At 34.7% G+C, this 24615-nt stretch carries 21 protein-coding genes, 1 pseudogene and 1 riboswitch; of the genes and pseudogenes, 16 read left to right on the plus strand and 6 right to left on the minus strand.

Annotated features, from left to right (window positions below):
• Positions 1-52: 52 nt before the first annotated feature.
• Positions 53-228, plus strand: a riboswitch (Lysine riboswitch).
• A 100-nt stretch (positions 229-328) separates the two neighbouring features.
• A complete protein-coding gene (gene dapA, locus PYW37_RS04130) occupies positions 329-1222 on the plus strand; it encodes a 4-hydroxy-tetrahydrodipicolinate synthase (RefSeq protein WP_003129414.1) in 894 nt (297 codons plus the stop codon).
• Positions 1223-1261: 39 nt separating this feature from the next.
• Here dapA and PYW37_RS04135 read toward each other — a convergent pair.
• Positions 1262-1933: pseudogene (locus PYW37_RS04135) on the minus strand (MgtC/SapB family protein).
• Between the two features lie 349 nt (positions 1934-2282).
• Between PYW37_RS04135 and PYW37_RS04140 the strand changes: the two are divergent.
• From PYW37_RS04140 to ffh, 3 genes are all read left to right on the plus strand, one after another.
• Positions 2283-3995 (plus strand): ribonuclease J, encoded by a 1713-nt coding sequence (locus tag PYW37_RS04140; RefSeq protein ID WP_025017018.1) that lies wholly within the window; start codon positions 2283-2285, stop codon positions 3993-3995.
• Between the two features lie 48 nt (positions 3996-4043).
• Positions 4044-7262, plus strand: a complete 3219-nt coding sequence (locus tag PYW37_RS04145) for a leucine-rich repeat domain-containing protein (RefSeq protein WP_025017017.1) — start codon at positions 4044-4046, stop codon at positions 7260-7262.
• 78 nt (positions 7263-7340) lie between these two features.
• On the plus strand, positions 7341-8894 hold the full coding sequence (ffh, locus tag PYW37_RS04150; protein WP_023189658.1) for a signal recognition particle protein: 1554 nt from the start codon (positions 7341-7343) through the stop codon (positions 8892-8894).
• 26 nt (positions 8895-8920) lie between these two features.
• Here the strand turns inward: ffh and PYW37_RS04155 are convergent, their stop codons facing one another.
• Both PYW37_RS04155 and PYW37_RS04160 read right to left on the minus strand, forming a co-directional pair.
• Positions 8921-9463 (minus strand): GNAT family N-acetyltransferase, encoded by a 543-nt coding sequence (locus PYW37_RS04155; RefSeq protein ID WP_003129407.1) that lies wholly within the window; start codon positions 9461-9463, stop codon positions 8921-8923.
• Positions 9464-9544: 81 nt separating this feature from the next.
• Complete coding sequence (locus tag PYW37_RS04160) at positions 9545-10120, minus strand: NADPH-dependent F420 reductase (protein WP_023189657.1); 576 nt, start codon at positions 10118-10120, stop codon at positions 9545-9547.
• Positions 10121-10292: 172 nt separating this feature from the next.
• Here PYW37_RS04160 and PYW37_RS04165 point away from each other — a divergent pair, with 172 nt between their 5' ends.
• The 6 genes from PYW37_RS04165 (at position 10293) to PYW37_RS04190 (ending at position 15600) form a co-directional block, all read left to right on the plus strand.
• Positions 10293-11000, plus strand: coding sequence for an AzlC family ABC transporter permease (locus PYW37_RS04165; RefSeq protein ID WP_025017016.1), 708 nt, complete (start codon positions 10293-10295; stop codon positions 10998-11000).
• Positions 10987-11313: an AzlD domain-containing protein gene (locus tag PYW37_RS04170; RefSeq protein WP_025017015.1), complete on the plus strand. Its 327-nt coding sequence runs from the start codon at positions 10987-10989 to the stop codon at positions 11311-11313. Before PYW37_RS04165 ends, PYW37_RS04170 begins: the two co-directional genes overlap by 14 nt.
• Before the next feature lie 126 nt (positions 11314-11439).
• Positions 11440-11664 (plus strand): DUF1858 domain-containing protein, encoded by a 225-nt coding sequence (locus PYW37_RS04175; RefSeq protein WP_012898217.1) that lies wholly within the window; start codon positions 11440-11442, stop codon positions 11662-11664.
• A 14-nt stretch (positions 11665-11678) separates the two neighbouring features.
• On the plus strand, positions 11679-13151 hold the full coding sequence (locus PYW37_RS04180) for a DUF438 domain-containing protein (RefSeq protein ID WP_025017014.1): 1473 nt from the start codon (positions 11679-11681) through the stop codon (positions 13149-13151).
• Between the two features lie 135 nt (positions 13152-13286).
• On the plus strand, positions 13287-14093 hold the full coding sequence (gene proB, locus PYW37_RS04185) for a glutamate 5-kinase (RefSeq protein ID WP_025017013.1): 807 nt from the start codon (positions 13287-13289) through the stop codon (positions 14091-14093).
• 208 nt (positions 14094-14301) lie between these two features.
• Complete coding sequence (locus PYW37_RS04190; protein ID WP_255209173.1) at positions 14302-15600, plus strand: glutamate-5-semialdehyde dehydrogenase; 1299 nt, start codon at positions 14302-14304, stop codon at positions 15598-15600.
• Positions 15601-15682: 82 nt separating this feature from the next.
• Here the strand turns inward: PYW37_RS04190 and PYW37_RS04195 are convergent, their stop codons facing one another.
• Both PYW37_RS04195 and PYW37_RS04200 read right to left on the minus strand, forming a co-directional pair.
• On the minus strand, positions 15683-16597 hold the full coding sequence (locus tag PYW37_RS04195; protein WP_010906055.1) for a cation diffusion facilitator family transporter: 915 nt from the start codon (positions 16595-16597) through the stop codon (positions 15683-15685).
• Positions 16587-16886 carry an ArsR/SmtB family transcription factor gene (locus PYW37_RS04200; RefSeq protein WP_003129394.1) on the minus strand — a complete coding sequence of 100 codons (300 nt, stop codon included), beginning with the start codon at positions 16884-16886 and terminating at the stop codon, positions 16587-16589. Before PYW37_RS04200 ends, PYW37_RS04195 begins: the two co-directional genes overlap by 11 nt.
• A gap of 95 nt (positions 16887-16981) precedes the next feature.
• Between PYW37_RS04200 and PYW37_RS04205 the strand changes: the two genes are divergently transcribed.
• The 5 genes from PYW37_RS04205 (at position 16982) to PYW37_RS04225 (ending at position 22101) form a co-directional block, all read left to right on the plus strand.
• Positions 16982-17680, plus strand: coding sequence for a M50 family metallopeptidase (locus tag PYW37_RS04205; protein ID WP_003129391.1), 699 nt, complete (start codon positions 16982-16984; stop codon positions 17678-17680).
• Positions 17681-17940: 260 nt separating this feature from the next.
• Positions 17941-18462 (plus strand): bifunctional pyr operon transcriptional regulator/uracil phosphoribosyltransferase PyrR, encoded by a 522-nt coding sequence (pyrR, locus tag PYW37_RS04210; protein WP_010906054.1) that lies wholly within the window; start codon positions 17941-17943, stop codon positions 18460-18462.
• Positions 18463-18556: 94 nt separating this feature from the next.
• Positions 18557-19849, plus strand: a complete 1293-nt coding sequence (locus PYW37_RS04215; protein WP_010906053.1) for a uracil-xanthine permease family protein — start codon at positions 18557-18559, stop codon at positions 19847-19849.
• 183 nt (positions 19850-20032) lie between these two features.
• Complete coding sequence (locus PYW37_RS04220; RefSeq protein ID WP_017864817.1) at positions 20033-20965, plus strand: aspartate carbamoyltransferase catalytic subunit; 933 nt, start codon at positions 20033-20035, stop codon at positions 20963-20965.
• Positions 20966-21027: 62 nt separating this feature from the next.
• Entirely contained in the window at positions 21028-22101 is a 1074-nt protein-coding gene (locus tag PYW37_RS04225; protein WP_025017011.1) for a carbamoyl phosphate synthase small subunit, read from the plus strand.
• Between the two features lie 84 nt (positions 22102-22185).
• Here the strand turns inward: PYW37_RS04225 and PYW37_RS04230 are convergent, their stop codons facing one another.
• Entirely contained in the window at positions 22186-23076 is an 891-nt protein-coding gene (locus tag PYW37_RS04230) for a hypothetical protein (RefSeq protein ID WP_044009703.1), read from the minus strand.
• A gap of 686 nt (positions 23077-23762) precedes the next feature.
• Here PYW37_RS04230 and PYW37_RS04235 point away from each other — a divergent pair.
• Positions 23763-24599, plus strand: a complete 837-nt coding sequence (locus PYW37_RS04235; RefSeq protein WP_025017008.1) for a metallophosphoesterase — start codon at positions 23763-23765, stop codon at positions 24597-24599.
• The last annotated feature ends 16 nt before the right edge of the window (positions 24600-24615 follow it).

The raw sequence follows: 24615 nt of genomic DNA on the forward strand, positions 1-24615 counted from the left end.
TATAAAAATAAAATTTTTGACCTCGTTTACTAAAGTATGCTATAATAGGTCAAACAAAATTAGAGGTTGCGAAGACGAAGAAGTTAGTGGAGCGGTGAACGCACTGAAGCTGATGGCGGCGTTCTTTGCCGAAAGAAAAATTGTCACAAAATTTTTCTTGGGCTGTGTGGTTAAATCCTACAGACTGTCTTTCTGTCAGTACTGACAGAAAGGGGAGCTAATCAAAATCATTTTTGACGAACTTTTGAGAACCTCTTTTGCATAAAAAGAGGTTCTTTTTGACCTCTTGACAAGAGCTTGTCAGTAAGCTCACACATAAGGAGAAATTATGTCAGCAAAAGAAACAATTGAAAAATTACAAAATGCACGTATCATCACGGCCCTAGTGACCCCTTTTAAAGAAAATGGCCAAATTAATTTTGGAGCATTTCCTAAGCTCATTGAGGATTTACTTGCTAATCATACGGAAGGCCTTATCTTAGCTGGAACAACGGCTGAATCGCCTACTCTTACTCATGATGAAGAATTGGCAATTTTTGCTGCGGTTAATAAAATAGTGGATGGCCGTATTCCATTGATTGCAGGTGTTGGGACTAATGACACACGTGATTCGGTTGAATTTGTCAAAGAAGTTGCTGAACTTGGTTACATCGATGCGGGACTTGCAGTGACTCCTTATTACAACAAACCTTCTCAAGAAGGAATTTATCAACATTTTAAAGCCATTGCTACTGCGAGTGATTTGCCAATTATTTTGTATAATATTCCAGGAAGGGTGGTCACTGAAATTCAGGTAGAGACCATCTTACGATTAGCAGAACTGGAAAATGTAATTGCCATCAAAGAATGTACAAATACTGATAATCTGGCTTATCTCATTGAAAAGCTACCCAAAGACTTTTTAGTTTATACTGGAGAAGATGGGCTAGCTTTTCACACTAAAGCTTTGGGAGGTCAGGGTGTAATCTCGGTTGCCAGTCATATCCTAGGTCAAGAATTTTTTGAAATGTTTGCAGAAATAGACCAGGGCTCTATTCAAAAAGCAGCGGCTATCCAAAGAAAAATATTACCCAAAATAAATGCACTTTTTAGTGTCACAAGTCCGGCTCCAATCAAAACGGTTTTGAATGCAAAAGGATATGAAGTTGGTGGCTTACGTTTACCACTTGTAGCTTGTACTACTGAGGAAAGTAAAATAATTCTTGAAAAAATTGGAAATTAAAAAATACCCTTTTAGGGTATTTTTCTTTATAAAAGTAGGTCAATATTCAATTGATTTAATCTTATCATTCGATTCCAAAAGACTCATTAACGAAGCGACTTCATAAGCTTTTGGTAAGTTCAAATATAGCTCTGTTTTTAAAGAATTATTTGATTTTTTTTCAACTTTTATACTAAGAATTTTGACATCTTCCTCTTTCAGCTATTGTTGCAACAGTTGAAGCCCTTCAAAATCTTCTAATTGAAGAATAAGATGATCGCTCGTCGCTGATTTTATCCATCGATAATTTTGGTGTAAAATAATTTGAAAAAGTAAAATAAGTAAAGTAGCTACAATACCTATAAAATATAATCCAGAACCGATAGCCATCCCAATACCAGAAGTTGCCCAAATTCCAGCCGCAGTAGTCAATCCATTAACGGATTGATTGTGAACAAAAATCATTCCAGCTCCTAAAAAGCCAATACCACTTACAATTTGAGCCGCAATTCTGGAAGGATCAAGATTGACTCCATGAGTACTGATGATGTCCATAAAACCATATTTTGAGACAATAATCATTAAAGCAGCACTCAACGCAACAATTAAATGAGTACGTGTGCCAGCATTTTTGGAACGGCTATTTCTTTCATAACCAATGGCATATCCACATACCCCAGCTAATATTAATCGAATTAACCAATCAAGTTGTGTTAAGAAAGTAATCTGCATAAAATTTCCTCCTTGTCATTTAAAACTTACCTTCCATTATATCGCTATTTTGATTAGAAAAAAAGTAAGACCCATAAAAAATGAAACTGACTTGCTTTTTTACTTGCTTTGGGTTAAACTTATATTAGTGTATTCTCGGTAGAGATTGGAATGCCAATCTCTTTTATTTTAATTCTAAGTAGAATTATCTTTTCAATATCGCTTGTCCCACTCGACCGATTTCGAGAGTGAATATGGCAAGGAAATTGCTAAAAACAGGACTGTAAATTTACTGACAGAATTTGTCAATAACTTACAGATTCTTTTTATATCGAAAAAATTATAAATTACACTGACAAGAAAGGTTTTTATGTCTAATATTAAAATCACTCCATTAGGTGGTGTGCGTGAATTTGGTAAGAACATGTATTTAGTTGAGGTTGAAGAGCAAATTTTTGTGCTTGATGCAGGACTTAAATATGCTGAAATGGATCAACTTGGTGTTGACTTTGTTATTCCTGATATTACATATCTTTTAGAAAATGCGGATCGTGTCGCAGGAATTTTCTTGACTCACGGACATGCTGATTCAATTGGGGCTTTGCCTTATATCGTTTCTGAATTAAAAGTTCCTGTTTTTGGTTCAGAATTAACAATCGAACTTGTAAAAATTAATGTCAAAAATTATGCTGACAGTCGCAAATTCAACGATTTTCATGTTGTAACTGAAGATACAGAAATTGATTTTGGTAAAGCCGTCATTTCATTCTTCTCAACAACACATACAATTCCAGAAAGCTTAGGAATTGTGATTTCTACAAATGACGGAAACATTGTTTATACAGGTGATTTCCGTTTTGATCCAGCTGTTGCAAAAGGCTATCGTACCAATATGCGCCGATTGGCTGAAATTGGGAATAGTGGAGTCCTTGCTTTACTTTCGTCATCACCAAACGCTTTGTCAACAATGCAATCTGCTAGCGAGCATGAAATTTATGAAAAAATTTATGACTATATTGATGACAATGAAGGGCGGGTCATTATTGCTTGTAATGCAGGTAATTTAGGTCGTATTCAACAAACGATTGATGCTGCCATTAAACTTGGTCGTCGTGTTGCTTTTACAGGCGAAGATATGGACCAAATCATCGAAACAGCAACTCGTCTTAACAAATTACAAATTGTTGATAAAAAATCAATTATTAAACCAGCAGAAATTAAAAAATATGCTGACAATGAGTTAGTTATTTTAGAAACAGGACGAATGGGTGAACCACTTAAATCTCTTGGAGACATGGCTCATCGTCGTCATAAATACGTTAAAATTAAAGATGGAGATTTAGTACTTGCTGTTACAAGTCCATCTGTCTCTTATGAAACAACAATTGCTCGTATTGAAAATGAAATCTATAAAGCTGGCGGAGTCATGAAAATGTTGGCTTCAGATTTGAAAATATCTGGTCACGCGAATGCTCGTGATTTGCAATTCTTACTTGATATCTTCCGTCCAAAAAATTTGATTCCAATCCAAGGGGAGTATCGTGAACTTAGTGCCCATGCTGATTTAGCAATGGAAATGGACATTTTACCAGAACATATCTTTATCGCTAAACGTGGTGAAACAGTCAGTTTGGAAAATGGAGACATGATCCCATCTGGTGTTATTCAAGCTGAAAATGTTATGATTGACGGTTCAGGAGTTGGAGATATCGGTTCAGTTGTTTTACGTGACCGTAAAGTGTTATCAGAAGATGGTATTTTCATTGCCGTTATCACAATTTCTAAGACTGAACGTAAAATCGTCAGCAAATCTCGTGTTCACACTCGTGGTTTTGTTTATGTTAAAACTTCACGTGATTTGATGCGTGAAGCTGGTGAGTTGGTCAACGAAACTGTTGATAAATATCTTTCTGGAAAAGAATTTGATTGGGCAGAAATCAAAGGTTCTATCCGTGATGCTCTTGGAAAATTTTTATACGAGCAAACAAAGCGTAAACCAGTGATTCTTCCAGTAGTTATGGAAGCACGTCAACCTCAAGATTTAAATAAACGTTACACTAAAAAAAATCATAATAAAAAATAAAAGTTACAAAACCTCCATTTTTTCGTATAGAAAGTTAGGAGGTTTTTTATGTCTCAAAAATCAATAAAGAAAATAACGATGACTGTTGGAGTGGGATTACTGACAGCCACTCTTAATCCCACATTCTTGAATCATCAGTTGCTGACAGAATTGCCGGTGGAGGCCACGACAAGTAAAATTACTTATACTGATGAGCAAAAAATTACTTACAATCTTGATAAAGTTTCAATGACAGCTGAAGTTGCCTCCTATGCTGGCTTAGCGGGAGCTGATATTGTAATTCCGGATATCATTGTAAATAACGGTCAAACCTATGCAATAACATCAATTGGAACTTATGCATTTTCAAATAGTGGAATTCATTCGGTTATTATCGGAAATAATGTTGTAGATATTAATACGAGTGCCTTTCAAACAACAACAGCTTTTCCTGACTATTATAAGAAATCACTGACAGAAGTAGTTTTAGGAGCAAAAGTCCAAAATATAAAAACAGATGCTTTTGCTGGAAACGCCATAAGTAGTATAGAATTTCCAAATTCTGTCCTAAAGATTGCGACAAGAGCTTTTGCAAATAATAATTTAGCAGAACTTTCATTGGGTCCAAATATCACAGAAATTATGGCCAAAGCCTTTCAAAGTAACCAAATCACTACAATAAAATTTGCTGATGAATCATTGACAATAGTAGATTCAGCAGCCTTTTCTGGGAGTCCCGTTCAAAGCTTGACTTTGGGAATTGGAGTGACTTTGGCTGATGACGTATTCAATAAAACGAGTCCTTTATTTGGTCAGTTATCAGATTTACCGACAGATGGAATTCGGACAATTTCTGTCAACTCTAGTGGTCTTTTGGATAAAAGTTGGATAAATTCTGACAGTTCACAGTCGGCTTCTGTGATTACTGAACATGCAGATACAGCCCCTGTCTCTTCTTCCAATTCAGTAGAGCAAGTTGATGTTGCCAATTCAGAATCAACACAAGAGGCAAATTCGGCTTCATTCTATCCAATATCTGAAGCGAGTAGTATTACAGATAATACTTTAAATTCAATCTCTTCTTTAGACAGTAGTATTTCTAGCTCACAAACAGAGAATAGTCAGTCAGGAGCTTCCAGTACAGCAGAAATCAGTTATGATTCAGAAAACCCAAATAGTTTGTCTTCTTCAAACCAAATCAATTCCAATTCCAATTCAAATAGTGAAAATGATTCAAACCAATCCTCATTATATTCAAGTATGTCCTCTAACGAAGAAAGTAAGCAATCTAATTCTTCCAATATCAACGAAACGAATAATAGTTCAGAAATAACCAATATTTTACCATCATCAAATCCGGCAGAAAGTAATTCAGTATCAGATCAAACAAGTTCTGAAGCTTCAACCAATTCAAATAGTAGTATCAGTTTATCCCCCTCAAACATAAGTTCGACTTCTGATTCAGAATCAGCAACTAATTCGTCAGATTTTTCTAATGTAGCAGAAGTGGCTAATAATTCCTTAGCTTCCATAAACAATAGTTCAAGTTCAGTTTTATCCAGTACAAGCACGGCTGATAATTTAGAAATCAATCAATCTGGTTCTGATAATCTTACAAAGGATAGCACGGAAATATCTACTTCAGAAGCCGTTTCGACTTCAAATCAAACAAGTTCTGAAGCTTCAAGCAATTCAAATAGTAGTATCAGTTTATCTCCCTCAAACATAAGTTCGACTTCTGTTTTGGAATCAACAACTAGTTCGCCAGATTTTTCTAATGTAGCAGAAGTAGCTAATAATTCCTTAGCTTCCATAAACAATAGTTCAAGTTCAGTTTTATCCAGTACAAGCACAGCTGATAATTTAGAAATCAATCAATCTAGTTCTGATAATCTTACAAAGGATAGCACGGAAATATCTACTTCAGGAGCCGTTTCGACGTCAAATCAAACAAGTTCTGAAGCTTCAAGAAATTCAATGAGCAGTATAAATTCACCATCATCAAGTATGAGTTTAACTTCCAACTCAGAATTAGCAACTAATCAGTCTAATTCTTGCGAAGCAACAGAAGTATATAATAATTCATCAACTCATTCTTCAGATCTTTTAAATAGTGGTTCAAATGATAGTTTAGATTCAGATTCAGATTCAGATTCTTCAAACCTTAGTAGTATCCCTAATTTGGAAACGAATCAAACTATTTCGTCCAGACCAAGTGAAGTAAATAATATATCAGAAAACCCTAAGAAAGTTTCTTCTTCAAATTCAGTTCAAGAAAACTCAACAGACCATGAGATGTCTACTAACCCAAAAAGTAGCATAAGTTCACCTGTCAGCACAACTTCTAGCTCACAACCAAAAGAGAGTCAGTCGAATCTACTTAATACAACAGTAGGAATCAACAATCCGATAACTTTTAATAATTCGTCATCAGAAAATTTTGCTGCCTCTAATCTAACTAGTTATTCAAATAATAACCCAGAATCATCAGAATCAAGATATTTAAATATATCTAATGAGGCACAAAGAAACAATCATTCAGAAATTTCTTATAGTTTGCCATCTTCAAATTTAAATGAAAACAACACGTCTTCTATACAATCACAGGTAATTTTAGAAAGCTCTAAAAGCTCAACAAATAAGAGAAGTTCATTATTATCAATTATAAACTCAACTTCTCACCCACAAAAAGAAGATCATCAGTCAAATTCTTCTGATGAAGTAAAATCAAATAATAATATAGAGTCAATTTTAGGTCAATTAAATTCCATAAGTAACAAAACTCATGTGAATTCTTTGACTAGCCAAAAACTATCAGTAAGTTACACCTTACCAAGCAAATCGAAAGTGATGAATGAAAAAAATAAAAATTCAAATATAATAAGCGAAGAAAAACTCATCAGAACTCCTCAAAAAAATGATGAAAGTCAAAATTTAGGACAAATAACTGCTCTTGACTTATCTTTTAACAAAGAAGTAGAGACTATGGAAGATTCTAAAACAGTTCCAGATAAAGTTCTAGATAATGAAAATGGTGATCGGAGTCAAAATAATAAAACGAGTACTATTGCTAAAGATAAAAATAAAGTTTTTTTCAAAAGGTCTGAATTTAATTCTAAAATACTTGATAGCGACAATAATATTTTAAAGAAAACTGTTCTTTTAAAAAAACATGGCTTTATAAGTGACAATTTTTTCATTGGACTAATAACAATTTTAGAAGCTTGTTTTATTTTCATATTTATATTATTTAAAAAGAAAAAAAGAGTGAAAAAAGATATCGACTAGAACTTTTGATGTATTCAATTTTAGCTAAAGAAATGTTATAATGAAGTAATTGTAAAAAATAGAATTGGATTATAAAATATGGCATTTGAAAACTTAACTGAACGCTTACAAAACGTTTTTAAAAATCTACGTGGAAAGAAAAAAATTACTGAGACAGACGTCACAGAAATTACAAAAGAAATCCGAGTTGCTCTCCTTGAAGCCGACGTTGCTCTCCCAGTTGTCAAGAAGTTTATTAAGGCAATCCGTGAACGAGCTGTCGGTGTTGAAGTATCAGAAGCATTAAACCCAGCTCAACAAGTAATTAAAATTGTTGATGAAGAATTAACAGCTATTTTGGGTGGTGGCGAAGCTGAATTACTTAAATCTCCTAAAATTCCAACAATTATCATGATGGTTGGGTTGCAAGGGGCAGGTAAAACAACTTTTGCTGGTAAACTTGCCAAAAAACTCAAAGAAGAGCAAAATGCTCGCCCTTTAATGATTGCAGCCGACGTTTATCGTCCAGCAGCGATTGACCAATTAAAAACCTTAGGTGAACAGCTTGAAATTCCTGTCTATGATGAAGGAACTGCTGAAAAACCAGTTAATATTGTTCGTAATGGTCTTTTAAAAGCTCAAGAAGAACGTAAAGACTATGTTTTGATTGATACTGCAGGTCGTCTTGAAATTGACGACACTTTAATGAACGAATTGCAAGAGATTAAAACACTTGCTGAACCAACTGAAATTTTGCTTGTTGTTGATGCAATGACTGGTCAAGTTGCAGCACAAGTTGCCAAGACTTTTGATGAAAAATTGGACATTACAGGTGTGATTATCACTAAACTTGATGGTGATACACGTGGTGGTGCGGCATTATCAATCCGTGAAATTACAGGAAAACCAATTAAATTTACAGGGACTGGTGAAAAATTAACAGACCTTGAAGTTTTCTATCCTGATCGAATGAGTTCACGAATTCTTGGAATGGGTGATATGCTCACCTTAATTGAGAAGGCTCAAGCAAATTATGACGAAGAACAATCAGCAAAACTCGCTGAAAAAATGGCTGAAAACCGTTTTGATTATGAGGACTTTGTTGAACAACTTGATCAAGTGACAAATATGGGACCAATGGAAGATATTATGAAAATGATTCCAGGAATGTCACAAATGCCTGGTTTAGATAAGGTTAAAGTTGATCCTAAGGATGTTGCCAGAAAACGAGCAATGGTCTTGTCAATGACACCGGCAGAACGTCATTTAGAGGCTGAACTGTCACCAGCCCGTCGTCGTCGGATTGCCGCAGGTTCTGGAAATTCATTTATTGAAGTAAATAAATTCATTAAGCAATTCAATCAGTCCAAAGAAATGATGCAAGGAATCATGAATGGTGATATGAATGCTATGATGCAAAAAATGATGGGTGGAGCCGGTGGACAAATGCCGAATATGCCTGCAGGTTCTGGAATGCCCGATATGTCATTGGGTGATTTACAAGGGATGATGGGCAATGGTTCAGCAAATGGGATGCCCGATATGAGTTCTATGTTTGGTGGTGGTTTAAAAGGTAAAGCAACTGAGTTTGCTATGAAACAAGCCATGAAACGTGCTCAAAAGAAAATGAAAAAAGGTAAGAAAAAACGCTAAATAAAAACAGGAGTTCTCCTGTTTTTTTATTTAACCGCTTTTTCTCTTTGAGTATATTCAGATTTAAGAATCCCCATAAAGTAGCTATCATGATATCTACCGCCAGCAAAGAATTGTTCCTTAATCGTTCCTTCAATTTTGAATCCTAATTTTTTATAGATATGAACAGCAGGAGCATTATCAATATCTACCCATAAATAAACTTTATGCATATTTAGAGTATTGAAAGCATAGTCAACACCTGTTTTTAACGCTTTTTGAGCGTAGCCTTTTCCAGAAAAACCTGAAATGATAATGATTTGAATTTCGCAGGTACGATGAATGTAATCAATAGACATAAGTTCCACAATTCCAATAAAAGTATCATTGGCTTCAATTACAAAGCGACGTTCAGTATTATCATGGATATGTTTATCATAAAGACTGGTTAACTCGTCTAGAGATTCATAAGGTTCTTCAAACCATAGCCGCATTGTTTCAGCCTTATTATTGATGATATGAATATTTTTTAAATCTGTTCGTTCCAATGCTCTGATTTTCATTGTTGGTTCATTTGTTAATGTAGTCATTATTCTACTCCTTGATGATATTTCTTTATAAAATAAAAAGCCTTGTTATTCAATTATAACAAGACTTAAATTTTTAAGCGACTATTTGAAAATCCCAAAACCGCCGTCCCAAGAAATTTTTTCAGAAGCAGCTAAAGTAATTTGCAGAAAACCAATAGCTTCTAGTTCGCGAGCCCTTTTTAGTGAACCAGCGTCTAATAGACTCAAACCACTATTTTCAAGAGATTTAATAATGGTCTCTTTTGCTTCCTGACTATCACTAGCGAGTAAAACTGTTGTTTGATGTTCATTTGCCACTTTTTTTGTTGCCAATGTATCGGAAAAAGTCGTATTAAAAGCCTTAACAATCATTGAATTTGGGAGTTGCTTAGCAATGAGAGCCGCAGCAGAAGTATCCGAAGGCACTAATAGACTATCAAATGTTGTGAAATCAACGGGATTTGTAATATCGATAATTACTTTTCCTTGTAAATCAGTCGAATATTCTTGGATGATTCCAGCAATTGCGACATAGGGAACAGCTAAAACAACAATTTCACCCAATTCTGTTTTAGCTGAGTTTGATAAGATATAGTTGACTTTATTACCAGATGAACTAAAATTATCACCGATTGCTTTTCCCATTTTTCCTTTACCAAAAATACTAATTGTTGCCATAGTCTTCCTCCTCTAAGATTGATGTTGTTATTAATTTGATTATATCATTGAAAAAATGAAATCTATAGCAATATACCTTGCAAAAATCAAGTGATTAATAAATTTTTATTGACAGTTAGTTAATATTTATGTGATAATGGTTAGATATAATCTTTTAGGGAGTGAGGGGAATATGAATTCGGAATTAACTTTTAAACAAGGCTTGAAAGATACAATGCCGACAGCTTTTGGATATATTGGGATAGGAATTGCGTTTGGGATGATAGGGCACAGCGAGGGGTTTAGCGTTTGGGTAATTTTATTACTCTCATTGATTGTTTACGCTGGTTCAGCACAATTTATCATGGTTAGTATGCTAGCAACTCATAGTCCTATTATGTCAATAGTATTAAGTGTATTTTTAGTTAATTCACGAATTATTTTAATGAGCATGACGACGGCTTCATATTTTAAAAATGAAAGTTTACTGAAAAATATTTTACTTGGGACATTATTGACCGATGAAAGTTTTGCTTTAGGAATGAATAAACAAAATTATACTGAGGGTAAACTGAATCTTTCTTGGTCTAATGCATCAAATTTACTAGCCTATTTAGTTTGGGCATTAGCCAGTGCTATTGGAGCTCTATTAGGGAATTTACTAGCAAATCCAGAAAAATTAGGTTTGGGATTCGCAGTTATCGCAATGTTTATTGGCTTACTTTATTTGCAACTTATTAGTGATAAAACTTTGGGTTTAATGCTACAGTTAGTCATGGTTGGAATTACCTTGGTTCTATTTTATTTTGGTTTGATATTTTTGCCAAGCAACTTGTTAGTTTTATTTGTTACTTTGATTGCTTGTGCTTTAGGTGTGGGGGTAAAACGTGTCTTCTTTTGAATTTATATCATTAACAATTATTGGATGCGCTATTGTAACTTGGATTTCAAGAGTTCTACCTTTTATTTTATTAAAAAAAATGAGTTTGCCTAAAATAGTTGTGGAATATTTAAGTTTTGTGCCGGTAGTTATTATGTCAGCCTTATGGATTTCAAATCTTTTTATTCAACATTTAGGTCATTTACCATCGGTTAACTGGAATAATTTACTTGCTTCAATTCCAACGGTTTTAGCAGCTATTTTGACAAAAAACTTATTAGTTATTGTGCTTGTGGGAGTATTTTCACTAGCCTTCATTCAAATTATTTTTTAATAATTCATGAGAATCTATAGTTTATAGATTCTTTTTTTATCTTTTAATGAGACTAATATTTTGTTAGAATAAGATAAGATGTCAAAGTTTTTTTACAAAATTTTGACATTTGAAAAGGAGATTAGAATGATTCAACTGGATATAAATGCTAAACTTTATGATTTAGCAACAGAACACCCTGAAATTATTGATTTAATGGATGGTTTGGGTTTTCATGAGATAAAAATGCCTGGAATGCTACAGACTGCTGGAAGGATGGCGACAATTCCAATGGGAGCAAAAATGAAACATATCGATTGGGATAAAATTGTTATTGCTTTTGCTGAGGCTGGTTTTGAGTTTTCAAAGTAGAAGGTGGAAGAATAATGACAAATATGAATAAATCGACTACAATTGAGCGCCAAAAAAGAATTGTTGAAATATTGACACTCTTACACGAAGGGGGGACGTTTGAGGACGCCAAAAAAATTTTTAATGAAGAATTTGATGGTGTAGATGTTTCGGAAATAACTGGTGCTGAAAAGGCATTGATCCAAGGGGGGCTCAATCCCTCTGAAATTCAAAAATTATGCAATGTTCATGCAGCTGTCTTTAAAGGGGCTATTACAGATATTCATAAATCATCTTTAGAAGAAAATACTCCAGGACATCCTATTCATACAATGAAACTTGAAAATCAAGTGATTACATCGCTATTAAATGATGAAATTCGGTGGGTTTTTTCAAAGATTGAAAAAGGAGATTGGTCTTATAAAGAACGTTTACTTGCAGCGGTTATTGATTTGTATAATATTGACAAACATTATGCTAGAAAAGAAACTTTAATTTTTTCTTTTATGGAAAAATATGGAATCACAGCGCCACCAAAAGTTATGTGGGGTGTAGATGATAGTGTTCGTGAGATGATTAAAGAAGTAATTGTTTATTTAAAAACAGATAAAACAGCTTTGAACCCATTACGTGAAATGCTAGAAAATTTACTGACGGAAATTGAAGAAATGATTTTTAAAGAAGAAGCAATTATGATTCCAATGTGCTTGGATGTCTTTTCTTTAAAAGATTGGGAACAAATAGAGGAGGATTCTAAAGAGATTGGCTATGCATTCATTGCGGAACCTTTAAAATGGAAAGCCTCTAAAGAGTCAATTGAAAAGGAAAAAGAGCATGAACCTCAAAGATTGGCGGCGATTGAATCTGCTAAAGCAATGACAGAGGCTATTGCTAAGGAATCTGGTTTAGAAGTAAGCAAACCTAAAAGAGTTAAGCGGCAATATGATTGGGAAAAAGTTACAAGTGAGGGAGTGGTTGTTTTGCCAACTGGCATGTTACACCTCAATGAGTTGACGGCTTTGTTTAATGTTTTACCGGTTGATCTAAGTTTTGTTGATAAAGAAGATATCGTTCGCTTTTTCTCAGGAGGAGAACGAATTTTTCCACGAGCTAAATCTGTAATTGGTCGACGTGTTATTGATTGCCACCCGCCAAAATCAATGGCGGTAGTAGAAAAAATCCTAGAAGATTTTAAATCTGGAACACGCGATCAAGCTGATTTTTGGATTGATTTACATCGTTTTAATAAGAAAATTTATATTCGATATTTTGCAATGCGTGATGAAGAAACAGGAGAATATCTGGGCTGTTTAGAAGTTTCGCAGGATATTACATCCATTCAAAATTTGGTGGGAGAGAAACGATTAGATGGTCATGAAAAAACAACTTCTGAATATGAAAATCAAGTGGCTAAATCAATAAAAAAGTCTACTGACGGAGCTGTCAGAGGGGAAATGCCTGATTTTGTTAAGAAGATGTTAGCTGAAAAAGAGACAAAAAATAGCTAGTGGGGTATGGAAAATAAAAAGTGCTCAAAAGCACTTTTTTTATAAAATTCTAGTTGTAGAATAAAATAATAAAAAGTAGAAATTTTATCATTTTACTCTCCTATTTGTTGAAATATCTTGCTATAATAAATGATTATGACAAGAAAAAATATTTTGAGTGTTAAACGAATTGTAGTTAAGATTGGAACGAGTTCGTTGATTTTGCCAAATGGAAAAATAAATTTATCAAATATAGACGAGTTGGCTTTTGTTTTATCTGATTTGAATAATAAAGGTTATGAAGTGATTTTGGTGACTTCTGGAGCGATTGGAGTTGGCTTGAATGTGCTTGGTATAGATAAACGTCCCAAAGGGATTGCTGACCAGCAGGCTTTGGCTTCAATCGGTCAGGTTGAATTGATGAGTCTTTATACGCAAATGTTTCGTCGTTATTCGCAAAGAGTTTCTCAGTTACTTTTGACACGTGATGTGACTGATTTTCCAACGAGTCGTGAGAATGCTGAAAATGCACTAAATGCGTTACTTGGGCTTGGGATTATTCCAATTATTAATGAAAATGATGCTATTGCGGTTGATGAAATGGATCATCAAACAAAATTTGGTGATAATGATAAATTGGGAGCGATTGTTTCTAAATTAGTGAATGCTGATTTATTGATTATGCTGTCAGATATCGATGGACTTTTTGATAAAAATCCAACGATTTATGATGATGCGAAAATTTTTAATGAAATTCATGAAATTACTGATGAATTACGTCAAATGGCTGGTGGTGCCGGTTCGCGTTTTGGAACTGGCGGGATGACTTCAAAATTGGCGGCTGCACAGATTTTATTTGAAAATGGTCAAGAAATGGTTCTGACCAATGGCGAACGGATTCGAGAGATTAAAGAAATTATCGAAGGACGTGAGATTGGGACTTATTTTCATCAAAAATCTTGAGGTTACCTCTAAAAACCTGCTTTTTCGTCCAACTTCACGAGTCGCTTGGCGTGCAACGCCAAGTAAATGAACAGCTCGTGGCGTTGCCATTTCGCGTTGTGACTTTAGAGTCGCTTACAGCGAATGGACATTCATGCGCAGCGAAGATGGACTTCAAAAGCAAAGCGGTTTTTGCGATGTGACTAGGCGCTTCAGCGCCATAGCGAGCATGGGACAGCCTAGCGAAGCTGAGATAGACACGCCCCAAAGAAAGAAGGATAAAACGATGATTGAAGAACTTGGATTAAAGGTTAAAAAGGCGAGCAAAGAAGTAGCAAAGCTAGCAACTGCTGACAAAAATGTTTTTTTGCAAAATTTAGCTGACAGCCTTATCGAAAATACTGACAGAATTATTTCTGAGAATGAAAAAGATTTGGCTAACGCTCTGGAACATGGAATTTCTGAGATTATGGTTGACCGTTTGCGTCTAAATGCGCAAAGAATTTCTGATATGGCAACAGGGTTGAGACAAGTTGCAGAACTTCCTGACCCAATTGGGCAAGTATTGCAAGGTTTCACTAATCTTGATGGACTTAAGATTTTGCAAAAAAGAGTGCCACTTGGCACTGTTGGAATGATTTTTGAAAGTCGTCCAAATGTGACTATCGATGCTTTTTCTCTTTGTTTTAAAACAGGAAATTCTGTTTTGTTACGCGGTGGGTCTGACGCGATTTATTCTAATATGGTTTTAGTTGAAATTATTAAGGAAAATTTGCTGTCAGCAAAAATTACTGACGGAGCAGTTGAATTGTTATCTGACACAAGTCATGCTGAAGCAGAAAAAATGATGCAGGCAGATAAATTTTTAGATGTTTTGATTACGCGAGGGTCAGCGCGATTGATTAACCGTGTCAAAGAAAAAGCAACGGTTCCTGTCATTGAAACTGGGGTGGGTAATTGTACAATTTTTGTTGATGAATCTGCTGATTTAGAAATGGCGACAAAAATTGTGATAAATGCCAAAACACAGCGTCCTAGTGTTTGCAATGCAGCCGAAAGTTTAGTGGTTCACGCAAAAATTGCTGACGAATTTTTACCAAAGTTGGAAAATGAAATCAATAAAGTTCATGAAATTGAATTTCGTGCTGACGAGCGTCCGCTGAAAGTTCTGTCAGCTGGAATTCCTGCAACTGACGATGATTTTGGGACAGAATTTTTAGATTATATTCTGTCAGTAAAAACGGTTGATAATTTGGATGAAGCAATTGAGCACATTAATGCTTATTCAAGTCGTCATTCAGAAAGCATTGTCACTCATGATTATTTCAATGCGCAAAAATTTCAAGATGAAATTGATGCGGCAGCCGTTTATGTTAATGCGTCTACAAGATTTACTGACGGTTTTGTATTTGGCTTAGGTGCTGAAATTGGCATTTCAACTCAAAAACTTCACGCCAGAGGACCAATGGGCTTAGAGGCTCTAACCTCAACAAAATATCTGATTGATGGCACAGGACAAATTCGTTAAAAATATTAAAAGACTCGGCTTTTTATAAGCCGAGTCTTTTAATTCATCAGTAATTTTATAAATTGACAAGTTCTGTCAGTAATTAAATTTCATATTGAACATGTTTTTTATGTTCGTCAGTAGTTTCATCAAGTTCAATGGCTGAGCGACAAACTTTCTCACTTTCTAAAAGCTTACGAACAGCGATTTTTGCATCTGAGAAATCTTGATTTTCGGGAATCACAATGTGAATCATTGCTGCATTTTGCTCACCGTCAATTGACCAAATGATAAGTTGTGTGACAGCAAGTACTTCAGGAAGTTGTTCAAGGGCTCTTAGAAGATTTTTGTAATCAATATCTTCGGGGACTGATTCAAGAAGAATACGTAAAGTTCCCCAGAATTTTGGAATGGCTTTGGATAAGATGAACAAAGCAATTAGAATAGAAAGAAGTGGGTCGAGCCAGTACCATTTTACAAAATGAAGGACGATTGAAACAATGAGGACTCCCAGCCAACCTAAAACGTCTTCGAGCGCGTGAAGATTTAAAATACTTTCATTTCGTGAGGAACCACGAGCCAAAAGCCATGCACCAAAACCATTGGCGACAATTGCAAAAATAGCCAAACCAAGCATACCTGTTGCTTCTACAGGTTGAGGGTTGAAAAATCTAGGAACGGCTTCGAAAAGCACAATGAAACTCCCCGTAATTAAAATGACACTTGTGAGTGAGGCGCCGAGTAAACTAAAACGTTGATAACCAAAAGAGAAGTGTTTGTCTTCTCGTTTTTTAGAGAATTTTTGGAAAAACCAGGCTAAACCGATAGCAACGGCATCTCCTGTGTCATGGACGGCATCAGATAAAATAGCCGTAGAATTAAAGAGCACTCCAAAAATAAATTCTAAAATCGCAAAGAAGAGGTTTAAAGCAAAAACGATTGTGACGTTTTGTGAGACAAGTTTATCTAGATGATTATGGTCATGCTCGCTTTTTATTTGTTTATTTTTAAGGCTCATGATTTCCTCCCTCTTGTTCATCCAAATGTTCTGCAACATCTTTCAAAAGATGTAAAATATGGCGGTCATAGATACTGTAAGTGACCGTTTTTCCAATTTTTTCATTCGTTAAAATCCGTGCATTTTTTAAAAGTTTTAGTTGTTGACTGACAAGAGATTGAGAAAGTTGTGTTTTTTCAACAATCTCATTTACGGTTAGGTTATCAGTGGCTAGGCTGGAAATAATTTTTAAACGTCCGTCGTTAGAGAAAAGTTTAAAAAATTCAGCAATATCTTTTTCGTTAATCATATTATTATATTATAATTTTATAATATATTTGTCAAGCTTTCTTTAAATATTTTATTTTAAGTTATTTTTGTTATGATAAACTGAAAGGAGAAGTTTTGCAAGATTTTATCCAATATATTTATTCTGCTTTTGAAAGAATCGCAGACTTTAGTGACCAGCAAAAAATAATTTTATTAGGTTTGATTTGTGGGCTTTTAATAGCTATCTTTCTTTATCCCTTATTAAGAATTTTAGTGACGCTTTTACATGAATTTGGTCATGCTCTGGCGGCGAAAATTACTTTTGGTAAAGTTTATAGAATTCATCTTAATCATGATAGTTCCGGCCTCACCCAAACAAGTGGTGGTGGGAGAAGCTTCTTTGTTTTATTGATGGGCTATCCAATGCCTTTACTTTTTGGCTGTCTCTTTAGCTGGTTTTTGATTATCAATCATCCAGAATTCATTCTTATAAGTCTGTTGATAGTCAGCCTTTCTGTTCTAATCGTCGTTAAAAATTGGTATGGCTTTTTGATTTGTTTGCTAGGAATTTTAATTACAGGGGCTTTGCTTTATTTTGGTCAAATTCAGATTTTTAATTTTATGGGTGGAGCTTTAATTGGTTTTCTGACTTTAGGGGCATTTATTGACCTTAGAGTAATTTTTCATAAAAATGAGGAACTTTCTGATGCAGATTTACTCCATGAGAAATTTCAAATAATTCCTGCTTTTGTTTGGAAATTAATTTTTCTTTTAATGATGTCATCTTGTCTATTTTTGATTATAATCACTTTCAAGACTTTATTCTCTAAATAAAAAATAATTTTTGACAAGTGGCGAGAACTTTGCTATAATCTATCTAACCTTTAAGATTGTCCAGAGAGGCAGGCAAGGTCAGAAATTAATAATGTAATAATATGATGGATACTGTCCATTTTCTGATACCTACCTGCATTCTCTTTTGAGTGCAGGTTTTTTGTATGTTAATGGACAACTTAGAAATGGAAGCTAAATCGCTAAATGAAAGATTTGTTAGTTTACTGACCAATTGATCATCAAGAATGGAAGGAGCCACAATGGCTAGAAAAGAAATTATTGACGAAATCACAATGAAACGTGCAATTACACGTATCACTTACGAGATTATTGAACGTAATAAAGAGCTGGACAAATTGGTTTTGATTGGGATTAAAACACGTGGTGTTTATTTAGCAAAAAGAATCCAAGAACGTTTGCAACAATTAGAAGGTTTGGAAATTCCTTTTGGTGAGTTGGATACACGTCCATTCCGTGATGACAAACAAGCTCAAGAAGACACGACAGAAATTGACATCGATATTACAGGAAAAGATGTCATTCTTGTCGACGATGTGCTCTACACAGGTCGGACAATCCGTGCGGCAATTGATGGAATTGTAAAACTCGGTCGTCCAGCTCGTGTTCAATTGGCTGTATTAGTTGACCGTGGACATCGTGAATTGCCAATTCGTGCAGACTACGTTGGGAAAAATATTCCAACAGGTCGTGATGAAGAAATCATTGTTCAAATGTCTGAACACGATGGCAATGACAGTATTTTAATTAAACGTGAAGATTAAAAAATTTCTGTCAGTAATTTAAAGTAAAAAATATGCTGTTAGTTACTGACGAAAGAATTAACAAATATTCAACTTAGAGTTTTAGGAGAAAAAAGTGCACGATAATGATATTATCTTAAAAGTTGATGAGAAACCAGCTGCAAGTCAGTGGTTTGGTCTCTCATTTCAACATTTGTTTGCCATGTTTGGCTCAACGGTTTTGGTGCCAATTTTAGTTGGGATTAACCCAGCCATTGCCCTCTTGAGTTCTGGACTTGGTACACTTGCACACATGAGTGTTACAAAATTTAAAGTGCCAGCTTACATGGGTTCAAGCTTTGCCTATATTGGTGCGATGACTTTACTGATGAAAAATGGTGGAATGCCAGCCATTGCTCAAGGGGCAATGACCGGTGGATTGGTTTACCTGATTGTCGCTTTAATTGTAAAATTTGCAGGTAAAGGCTGGATTGACAAAGTTTTACCGCCAATCGTCGTTGGGCCAATCGTTATGGTCATTGGATTATCACTTGCTCCAACAGCAATTAATGATGCCATGTACACGGACGTTGCAAATTTAAAAGGATACAGTTTAGCTTATATCATTATTGCCCTCATCACTGTGTTATCTATTGTCATTTACAGTATCTATGGCAAAGGATTTCTGTCAGTTGTTCCAATTTTACTTGGAATCATCACAGGATATGTTGCAGCAATGATTATTGGTAAGATTACAGGGATGAACATTGTTTCATTCACTGGAATCTCACATGCTAAGTGGCTGACCATTCCACCAATGGAAATTCCATTTGCCAATTACAAGTGGGCCTTCTATCCGTCAGCAATTTTGACAATGGCACCGATTGCTTTTGTCACAATGACTGAGCATTTTGGCCACATTATGGTTTTGAATTCATTAACTAAAAAAGATTACTTTAAAGAACCAGGATTAGAAAAAACATTAACTGGTGATGGTCTAGCTCAAATCATCGCCGGATTTATTGGTGCACCGCCGGTGACCTCTTACGGTGAAAATATTGGAGTTATGGCAATTACAAAAATTCATTCGATTTATGTTATTGCTGGAGCTGCCGTTCTTGCTATCGTTGTCTCATTCATTGGGAAAATTACAGCGCTCTTGCAATCAATTCCAGCACCCGTCATCGGGGGAGCATCAATTGCCCTTTTTGGAGTAATTGCAGCTTCTGGTTTGAAAATTTTAGTTGAAAATAAAGTTAATTTTGATATCAAACGAAACTTACTAATCAGCTCAGTTGTTCTTGTTATCGGGATTGGTGGAATGATTATTAATATCACTCAAAATTTACAAATTTCATCAGTAGCCATTGCAACAATTCTCGGAATTGTTTTAAATCTTGTCTTGCCAAAAGATCCTAGCGAAATTTAAAAGCTCCAAAATTACTGACAGAATCGTCAGTAATTAAAAAAAGTGAACTTATAACTGATAGAAATCCTATCGAGATTTCCATCAGTAGATAAAAATTTTGTCAGTTTACTGACAAAACAATCAAATATATTGTCAATAAAACTGTTGTGACAGAGAGCACACAGTCAGGGTAAAGGAGACCTCATGTCAGTAAAAAATGGATTAGTTCAACTCGAAAACCTCACAAGTATGGAAAAATTGAGTGTTGATGAAGTCATGGGACTTATCAAAAGAGCCTCAGCTTTCAAAGCAGGAACAGCAGAATTTGATTTAGAAAAACAAACTTTTGCTTCAAATCTTTTCTTTGAAAATTCTACAAGAACGCACCATAGTTTCCATATTGCTGAGCGTAAATTAGGCTTAGATGTTCTTGAATTTGATGCGCAAGCAAGCTCAATTAGTAAAGGAGAAACTCTTTACGATACCGTCTTAACACTTGATGCACTTGGCGTTGATATCTGTGTTATACGTTCAGGAGTAGAACATTACTATGAAGAATTAGTGAATTCAGATAATATTCATTGTGCGATTGTTAACGGTGGAGATGGTTCAGGGCAACATCCAAGTCAATGTTTACTTGACTTGATGACCATTTATGAAGAATTTGGCAAATTTGAAGGTTTAAAAATCGCAATTTCCGGAGATTTAACCCATTCACGTGTCGCCAAATCTAATATGATGATGCTCCAAAAATTAGGAGCTAGACTTTACTTTACAGGCCCAGCAGCATGGTATAGTGAAGAATTTGATGATTACGGTCATTATGCCAACCTAGACCGAATTTTGCCAGAACTTGACGTTCATATGCTCTTACGCGTTCAACACGAACGTCATGATAGTGGCGAAAGCTTTTCTAAAGAAGGCTACCATAATCATTTTGGACTGACAGAAGAACGAGCAAAAATGTTGAAACCAACAGCTATTATCATGCACCCAGCTCCAGTCAATCGGGATGTTGAAATTGCTGACAGCCTTGTGGAAAACTCACAAAGTCGGATTGTTCAACAAATGAGCAATGGTGTTTATACTCGAATGGCAATTCTTGAAGCAATTCTTGCTGGAAAAAAAGCTAAATAATTCAAAGCGCTGACAACAAGAAAAAATAATTGCTAAAGCAAAATTCAAAGGAAATATTTATTATGAGCAAAAGACTTTTAATTTTAGAAGACGGAACCATTTTTGAGGGAGAATCTCTTGGTGCAAACTTGGATGTTACAGGTGAACTTGTCTTTAATACAGGAATGACAGGCTATCAAGAATCAATCACTGACCAATCATACAACGGACAAATTTTGACTTTCACTTATCCAATTGTTGGAAATTATGGCGTCAACCGAGATGATTATGAATCAATTCATCCAACCTGTAAAGCCGTAGTTGTTCATGAAGCAGCGCGCCGTCCTTCGAACTGGCGGATGCAAATGTCTTTTGATGAATTTTTAAAATCAAAAAATATTCCTGGAATTACAGGTGTGGATACTCGAGCGATTACTAAAATTGTTCGAGAACACGGCACTATGAAGGCCTCACTTGTACAAGCAAGAGATGAAGTAGAGCATCAAATGAGCCAACTTCAAGCGACAGTATTACCAACAAATCAAGTTGAAACAAGTAGTACGACGACCGCTTATCCATCACCAAATACAGGTAGAAAAGTTGTCGTTGTTGACTTTGGTTTGAAACACAGTATCTTACGTGAACTTTCAAAACGGGAATGTAATCTCACCGTTGTCCCATACAACACCAGTGCTAAAGAAATTTTGGAAATGGAACCTGATGGTGTCATGTTGACTAATGGCCCTGGTGACCCAACAGATGTACCAGAAGCAATTGAAATGATTAAAGAAATTCAAGGTAAAATTCCAATTTTCGGTATTTGCTTAGGTCATCAATTATTTAGTCTTGCAAATGGAGCAAAAACATACAAAATGAAATTTGGACACCGTGGATTTAACCATGCCGTTCGTGAAATTGCAACAGGACGAATTGACTTCACCTCACAAAATCATGGATATGCCGTTTCATCAGAAAACTTACCTGAAGACCTAATGATTACCCATGTTGAAATCAATGACGACTCAGTTGAAGGAGTGCGTCACAAACACTTCCCAGCTTTTTCAGTCCAATTTCACCCAGACGCAGCTCCTGGACCTCACGATGCCAGCTATCTTTTTGATGATTTCATGGATCTCATGGATAACTTCCAAAAATAGGATATTGATATAAATGTCTTTGAGTGTGTGACAGTATATTGCTCGTTAGATAATAAAAAAACTCAGAACTACTGAGTTTTTTTATTATCTATTTTTGTATAAGATTGTTACTGCTGAGCTTATTATTATAATTCCGATTAGTACAAAACTAAGATCCGCTTTGCTATTAACACCAGTTTCTGGTAATGTTTTTATATTTCCTTCTTCTGAAGCTTTTGTAATCTTGTTATCCAAGACAATAGAATCTTTTGAAATATTTAATGTATTTTTATTTATAGAGGGAGCTGGTTCAGGATTTGGAGCTGGTTCAGGATTTGGAGCTGGTTCAGGATTTGGAGCTGGTTCAGGATTTGGAGTGGGTTCAGGATTTGGAATAGGTTCAGGATTTGGAATAGGTTCGGGATTTGGATTAGGTTCGGGATTTGGATTAGGTTCAGGGTCTGGATTAGGTTCAGGGTCTGGGGTAGGATCAGGGTCTGGATCGGGCCTAGGTGCCTCATTAATCTGAATCATATTTGTTATTGAATAGGGAGTTACATGCCGATCATTTTCAGGAAGTGCATCTGTAACGTTAAGTTGAAATGTCTGGCTTCCAGAACTAATATTAGAAGTATCTATCATAATATCAAAGGTACCCGTATGGGAATTATTATCAATAGTAATATTTGAAATAACTACATAGTCAAGGTTAGAGTTCACAATTATGTCTTGAGTTGTAAGGGAGTCACCACCATAATAACCGAAGGTAGCCCTCCCGGTGATAATGTCGCCTTGTGTTACTTCAACAATTCCAGAGTCAAGTCCCATATTGAAAAATTCAATCGTTGAAATACCATACCATTCTTGTTCGGCTTTTGCAGAAATATCCGATGATGGAGTATCAAGTTGGTCCGCCATTGAAGTTGAAGGTAAAGTAGTGAATAGTATACATGTTAAAAGAGTACATGTAGATAATGCAATAATTGATTTTTTCATTTTTAAAACTCCTGTAAGATATAAAATACATTTTAACACATTATTTCAATAATTAAAAAGACAATTTTACAAAATTGTCTATTATTTTACTAAAAATACTTTGAGGTTATTGAAAATATGGTCTTAAATTAGAGAAGTTCAGTTATAGGGAACTTGTCTTGTATTGGCTGTTAATGATTCTTATTTTCTCCGAAGCCGAAGACTCAAAAAAGTATAAGTTATTGATTATTTTTTATTATTCATTTAAGAAATAAGTTCTATAATAAATCTATTCCAAAAAATAAACTTTTTCATAAATACTCCTAAAGCGCCTACTAATCTAGGCGTTTTTTTATCCTCTCGCTTACAAGTTTTATTACTTCAGAAAGTGAATAAAATATTTTTAGAGGCATTATCAAGCATACAAAGTATTTTAGAAGTTGAGATTCAAAGTGATACTCAAAATATTAACAATAAAAAGGCATAGGGATAGGTTTTTTCTAAGTTAGTTTTTATCGAGAAGAAAATGTTCTTCACTTATTTACTGGTAAAATAATCAAATTTCCTCATGAATTTTTGTTTATAAACTTTAAATTTCAACCAATCTATTGATTACGCATTTCTATAATTATATGTAGCATGCACTTAGAAAAAGTTAATTCTTTTTGTAAGTTTAAAAAATACGCAATATGTTATAATCTAGAGATATGAAAATTAAAAAAATAGTATTTTCACTTATTATTCTTATAATATGTACTGTTATAGGAGTCTTTTACTATGCTTTTAAAGTTGAACCTTACCGTTTAGTAGTCAATGAGCATCAAGTGAATAATACAAATTCTAAAGAAAATTTGAAAATTGTTCAGTTATCCGATTTACATATTAAAAAGGATTTTAATGCTGATCGATTAGATAAAGTGATTCAAAAAACAAATGAACAAAATCCTGATTTTATTATTTTCTCGGGAGATTTATATGATAATTATTCGCAATACAATGAAAATGAAGCTGTTATTTCTAAGTTAAAAAGTCTGAAAGCAAAATATGGGAAAATTGCAATTTGGGGCAATCGAGATTATGGTGGGGGATCTGTCAGAGAATATGCAAATATTATGGCTGAATCTGATTTCTCTCTTTTAAGAAATGAAAATCAAGTTTTTACTTTGGATAATGGTAAGAAAATTTTATTCACAGGTTTGGATGAAGCTTTGTTAGGAAATCCGCAATTTCCCTCGCCAAATCAAATGGCTGAAACGAGTTATGATATATTATTGACTCATGAGCCAGATGAAGTTAGCCAATATCAAAATAAGGGTTATGAATTAATTCTTTCTGGTCATAGTCATGGCGGTCAAATAAACATCCCACTTATTCCTCAAATTCAAAAAAAAGCTACCGCATTGATGAGCCATGCGAATAACTATACTGGTGGACTTTATCAGTTAGGGGCAAATGAAAAACTTTATGTTAATACCGGAATAGGAACGACTCATTTATCAGCCAGATTTGGTGTAGCTCCTGAAATTGCCGTTTTAACTTTTTAGATATCTAGATTACTAA

The sequence above is a fragment of the Lactococcus lactis genome, from assembly GCF_029023865.1.
In the GTDB taxonomy this organism is placed as follows: domain Bacteria; phylum Bacillota; class Bacilli; order Lactobacillales; family Streptococcaceae; genus Lactococcus; species Lactococcus lactis.